A 5,121-nucleotide genomic window follows, 5' to 3' on the forward strand; every position below is an offset into this window, starting at 1 on the left:
TCACGACCGAACGAACCTGCAGGTCAGCGCGCCGTCGCGCCGATCACATCACCGCGCCTGGTGAGAACGCCTCTCAGACGACATGATTGACCAGGCAATCAGGACCGGAAAGCGCATGCAAGGAAACGATAAGAACACCTGGAAGCACAAGGGGCGCAAGGTATGGGTGATTGTCGACAAGAGGAGTGGCAGAATCGTTAGCGTGGGGACGAACTAGATGAATGAGGAAGTTGGCGTGATTCAGATCGACGATGAGGTCGATGCGGCCTACATCGAACTGCAGCACATCGGGGAAGGACAAGCGTCGCAGCAGATCGTAGTCGACGATCCGCGACTCGCTGGCGATGTCGTCCTAGACCTCGATCAGAATGGACGCCTGCTGGGCATCGAGTTCATTGGGTACCGGAGTCTTTTGTCCGGCGGTGAAGAGACCGAGCAGTAGCAACCTCTTCGGTTCTCCATCATGGGACGGGTTCGATCTTGGACTCGTCCCATGATGCTTCCGTAACCAAACCCATTCGCCTCGCGACCAAATGCCGCGCGTCGCGGCGCCACTCACCGCACCGGCCAGGTGCGAAGAGCTCCTAAAATGCAATGATTCGAGCTCTGCTCCGACCTCAGGATCCACTCGTCTAACATCGACCAGGACCGTCCTATCCGACTTGCGCGAGTACAGACATGCAATGAGCTGGGCGACAACCTCTGTGCTGTGCGCCGAACGCTGGTGAAATGGTTGCATGCCAAGCGACCTCCGAATCATGCTTCAGCCTTCGCGACGTCGGTATGGCCTTTCCGGTGCCGGGGCCTTTCCGGTGCCGGGGCGCGGAGCGGGACGGTGCGGGCGCACGGAATCCGTCGCATCGATCCACGGAATCCCCTGAGCCGCGCTCGACGGACTCGCCCTCCTCGCACTCACGACACCAGTCCTGGCTCTCGTCGCCCAGGCGTCCGCTGCCTCGCGCCCACAACTCCCGCGAGCGCTCCGAGCCGGCGGACCCACCAGACCCCGTACATTTCCATCCCTGACACGGAGACCCTCGTGAAGATCCAGATCCGCACTACGCTCGCCGTCGGAGGCATCCTCGCCCTCGCAGCCCTCACCGCCGGTTGTTCGAGCGGTGGCGGAGGAGGCGCTGACCTCTCCGGTGCCGACACCGTGTCGCAGACCTTCCCCTACGAGGGTCGGTCGCTCACCATCGACGCGGGAACCGCAGACCTCGTCCTCGTCCCCGGCGGCAGCGACGAGGTGACGGTCGATCGGCAGATCGCAGGAACCACGAACGGTGAGAGCCCAGAAGCGACGGAGACTCTCGACGGGGACACGCTGAGCCTCTCGGTGGACTGCAACGGACTCGCGATCAGCTGCCAGGGCAGGTTCACCGTTCACGTGCCCGACGGCGTCGCTGTGGTCGCGAAGAACAAGAACGGCCTGATCGACGCCAGCGGCTTCAGCGCCGACCTGACGGTCAGCGCCGTCGACGGCCGAGCCGACCTCGCACGGATCAGCAGCCCGACCCTGACCCTGACCGGCAGGGACATGGTCGTCAACGGCACAGGGCTGTCTACGAAGACCGTCACCACCGACACGAGGAACGGCGACATCGACCTGACGTTCTCCGCTGCTCCTGACCGCGTGGAGGTCGACAGCAACGACGGCGACGTCGGCCTCGCGCTGCCCGATACCGAGTACCGCGTGGACGTCACCACCAAGAAGGGCGCGGACGACGTGAGCGTGTCCCGGTCCGACTCCAGCAACCACATCCTCGCCGTCACGACCCGGAACGGCGACGTCAGGATCACCCCGGCCTCGTAGTCCGCTCTCCCGCCGGGCGTGCCGCGCGGCGCGCCCGACCGCCCGACGGGAGCGATGTGTCGTTATTGTCTGGCCCGAGCAGGCCACGGGGCACGAGAGTGGAGCGCATGACGAGCACCCAGACCTCCCCCGGGCCGGCGGCCCCCACCGGCCCGACCTGGCGGGCGGTCGACGCCCCTCCCGTCCCGCCCACGCTCGAGCACCCCGACATCTGGGCGTACCAGGCGTACAGCGAGATCGAGCACGACGTGCAGCTCGCGACCTGGGGGTGGACCGACTGGTGGGCCCCGCTGCCCGTGATCCACGGGGCGCTCCAGCAGCAGGAGTACCAGCGCAAGGTCCTGGTCGTCGCGCTCCCCGGAGAGGCTCCTGGAGGGGCACCGCGGACGGCTTCCGCGGCCTCCCCCGGCGACGACCTCCCGCCCGCCGACGGCACCACCCAGGACCCCCGCGACGTGGGCGGCGCCGCGATCGTCAACCTCGCGACCGTGAGCAACACGCACCTCGCGTACGTCACGCTCATGGTGCGCCCCGGGCTCGAGGGCCAGGGCATCGGCGACGTGCTCCTGGCACGGGTCGAGGAGATCGCGCGCGCCGCGGAGCGGACCACGGTCATCACCTTCAGCAACCACTCGCCCGAGCCCGCCCCCGGTCCCGGCGCCCTCGACGCCCCCACCGGCGCGGGCCGTGTGCCCGCCGCGTCCCGGCCGGCACGCTTCGCGCTGGGGCGGGGGTTCACGCTCGAGCAGGTCGAGCGTGCCTCCGTCCTCCGGCTCCCGGTCGACCCCGCCCTGCTCGACATGCTCGACGCGCGGTCCGCCGAGACGGCCGGAGACGACTACCGGCTGCACACCTGGTGGGACGAGGTACCGACCGCGTGGGAGGACCAGGTCGCGGTCCTGTGGACCCGCATGAGCACCGACATCCCCAACGCTGGCCTCGACGTCGCCGAGAGCCCCTGGGACGCCGCCCGCGTCCGCAGCCACCTGCGCGACCTCGCCGGACGGCACCAGCACGTGCTGATCACGGTCGCCGAGCACGTCCCCACGCGCACCCTCGCAGCCTTCTCGGTGCTGCAGATGCCCGTCCCCGACGTGCCCTTCGCCTTCCAGGAGGACACGCTCGTCCTCCGCGAGCACCGCGGCCACCGGCTCGGGATGCTCGTCAAGGTCGCCAACCTGCGCGCCTACGGTGGACGCCGGCCCGGCGAGCGCCGCATCAACACCTGGAACGCCCAGGAGAACGAGCACATGCTCGCGATCAACGTCGCACTCGGGTTCGAGCCCGTCGGGGTCGCGGCCGTCTGGCAGAAGAAGCTCTCCTGACCGGACCTCGTCGCGCACCCGACCCGCGGAACACGGTGACGGTGCACGCCCGACGGACGCTCCGTCGTCGGGCGTGCACGAATGTCCGGCAACACACCTCACAACCGCTCGCACCGTGAGCCGCCAGGACAACCCCGCAGGTCGCGGCCTACGGTTGTCGGGTCCGGCCACACCCCCGGGACACCCCCACGACCCCACCGACCAGGGAGCAGCGAGACCATCGTGAGCACTGCGAGCACACCGCCGATCGACGCCACCACCACTCCCGCCTGGGCCGACCTCACGGCCCACCAGGCTGCGCTCGACCCGGACCTGCGCACCTGGTTCGCCCAGGACCCGGGCCGTGCCGCCCGCCTCACGTTCGACGCCGCCGACCTCCACGTCGACCTGTCGAAGAACCTCGTGACCGACGAGACCCTCGAGCTCCTCGTGCGCCTCGCGGACGACGTCGACCTCGTCGGGCGCCGCGACGCCATGTTCCGGGGCGACCACATCAACGTGACCGAGGACCGCGCCGTGCTGCACACCGCGCTGCGCCGGCCCGCCGGCGCCGTCCCGGGGCTGACCGTGGACGGCCAGGACGTCGACGCCGACGTGCACACCGAGCTCGCCAAGGTCTACGCGTTCGCCGACAAGGTGCGCTCGGGCGAGTGGAAGGGCGTCACGGGCGAGCGCGTGCGCACGGTCGTGAACATCGGGATCGGCGGCTCGGACCTGGGCCCCGTCATGGCCTACGAGGCCCTGCTGCCCTACAAGGCCGAGGACCTCGACGTCCGGTTCGTGTCCAACATCGACCCGACCGACGTCGCCGAGAAGACCGCAGGCCTCGACCCGCGCACCACGCTGTTCATCGTCGCCTCCAAGACGTTCGGCACGCTCGAGACCCTGACCAACGCGCGCCTCGCGCGCGACTGGCTGTGGACCGAGCTGGCTGCGGTCGGGGCGCTGGACATCGACTCGGAGGACGCCCGCACGGCCGCCGTCGGCAAGCACTTCGTCGCGGTCTCCACGGCGCTCGACAAGGTCGCGGCGTTCGGGATCGACCCCGCCAACGCGTTCGGCTTCTGGGACTGGGTCGGCGGACGCTACTCGGTCGACTCCGCGATCGGCACGTCGCTCGCGATCGCGATCGGCCCGGCCCGCTTCGAGGAGTTCCTCGCGGGCTTCCACGCGATCGACGAGCACTTCCGCACCGCGCCCCTCGCGCAGAACGTGCCCGCGCTCATGGGCCTGCTCAACGTGTGGAACGTCAACTTCCTCGGGGCCCACACCCACGCCGTGCTGCCCTACGCGCAGTACCTGCACCGCTTCCCGGCGTACCTGCAGCAGCTCACCATGGAGTCCAACGGCAAGTCCGTGCGCTGGGACGGCTCGCCCGTCACGACCGAGACCGGCGAGGTCTTCTGGGGCGAGCCCGGCACCAACGGGCAGCACGCGTTCTACCAGCTCATCCACCAGGGCACGCGCCTGATCCCCGCGGACTTCATCGCCGTGGCCAACCCGGCGCACCCGCTGGTGGACTCCTCGGCGGGCGAGGTCGACGTGCACTCGCTGTTCCTCGCGAACTTCTTCGCCCAGACCAAGGCCCTCGCGTTCGGCAAGACCGCCGACGAGGTCCGCGCGGAGGGCACTCCCGAGGACCTCGTGAGCGCCCGCGTGTTCTCGGGCAACCGCCCGACGACGTCGATCCTCGCCCCCGCGCTCACGCCCTCGGTCCTGGGCCAGCTCATCGCGCTCTACGAGCACATCACGTTCGTCCAGGGCGTCGTGTGGGGCATCGACTCGTTCGACCAGTGGGGCGTCGAGCTCGGCAAGAAGCTCGCCAACGAGATCGCCCCGGCCGTCGCGGGCGACGCGTCAGCGCTCGCCGAGCAGGACCCGTCGACGCAGTCGCTCATCGGCTGGTACCTCGAGCAGCGGAGCTGACACCCGGTAGCCAGCAGCACAGAACGGGGGGGGGGGGGGGGGGGGGGGGGGGGGGGG

Annotated in this window: 4 protein-coding genes; all 4 read left to right on the top strand. The window is 69.5% G+C overall.

Features of this window, described 5'->3' with window-relative positions:
- The first annotated feature begins 235 nt into the window (after positions 1–235).
- The 4 genes from H9623_RS14600 (at position 236) to pgi (ending at position 5,064) form a co-directional block, all read left to right on the top strand.
- Complete coding sequence (locus H9623_RS14600; protein WP_193720765.1) at positions 236–442, top strand: DUF2283 domain-containing protein; 207 nt, start codon at positions 236–238, stop codon at positions 440–442.
- 597 nt (positions 443–1,039) lie between these two features.
- Positions 1,040–1,813: a DUF4097 family beta strand repeat-containing protein gene (locus H9623_RS14605; RefSeq protein WP_193720766.1), complete on the top strand. Its 774-nt coding sequence runs from the start codon at positions 1,040–1,042 to the stop codon at positions 1,811–1,813.
- A gap of 107 nt (positions 1,814–1,920) precedes the next feature.
- Positions 1,921–3,138, top strand: a complete 1,218-nt coding sequence (locus H9623_RS14610; protein WP_193720767.1) for a GNAT family N-acetyltransferase — start codon at positions 1,921–1,923, stop codon at positions 3,136–3,138.
- Between the two features lie 222 nt (positions 3,139–3,360).
- Positions 3,361–5,064, top strand: coding sequence for a glucose-6-phosphate isomerase (gene pgi / locus H9623_RS14615; RefSeq protein WP_321575463.1), 1,704 nt, complete (start codon positions 3,361–3,363; stop codon positions 5,062–5,064).
- Positions 5,065–5,121 lie beyond the last annotated feature (57 nt).

It is taken from the genome of Oerskovia douganii (genome assembly GCF_015142735.1).
GTDB lineage: Bacteria > Actinomycetota > Actinomycetes > Actinomycetales > Cellulomonadaceae > Oerskovia > Oerskovia douganii.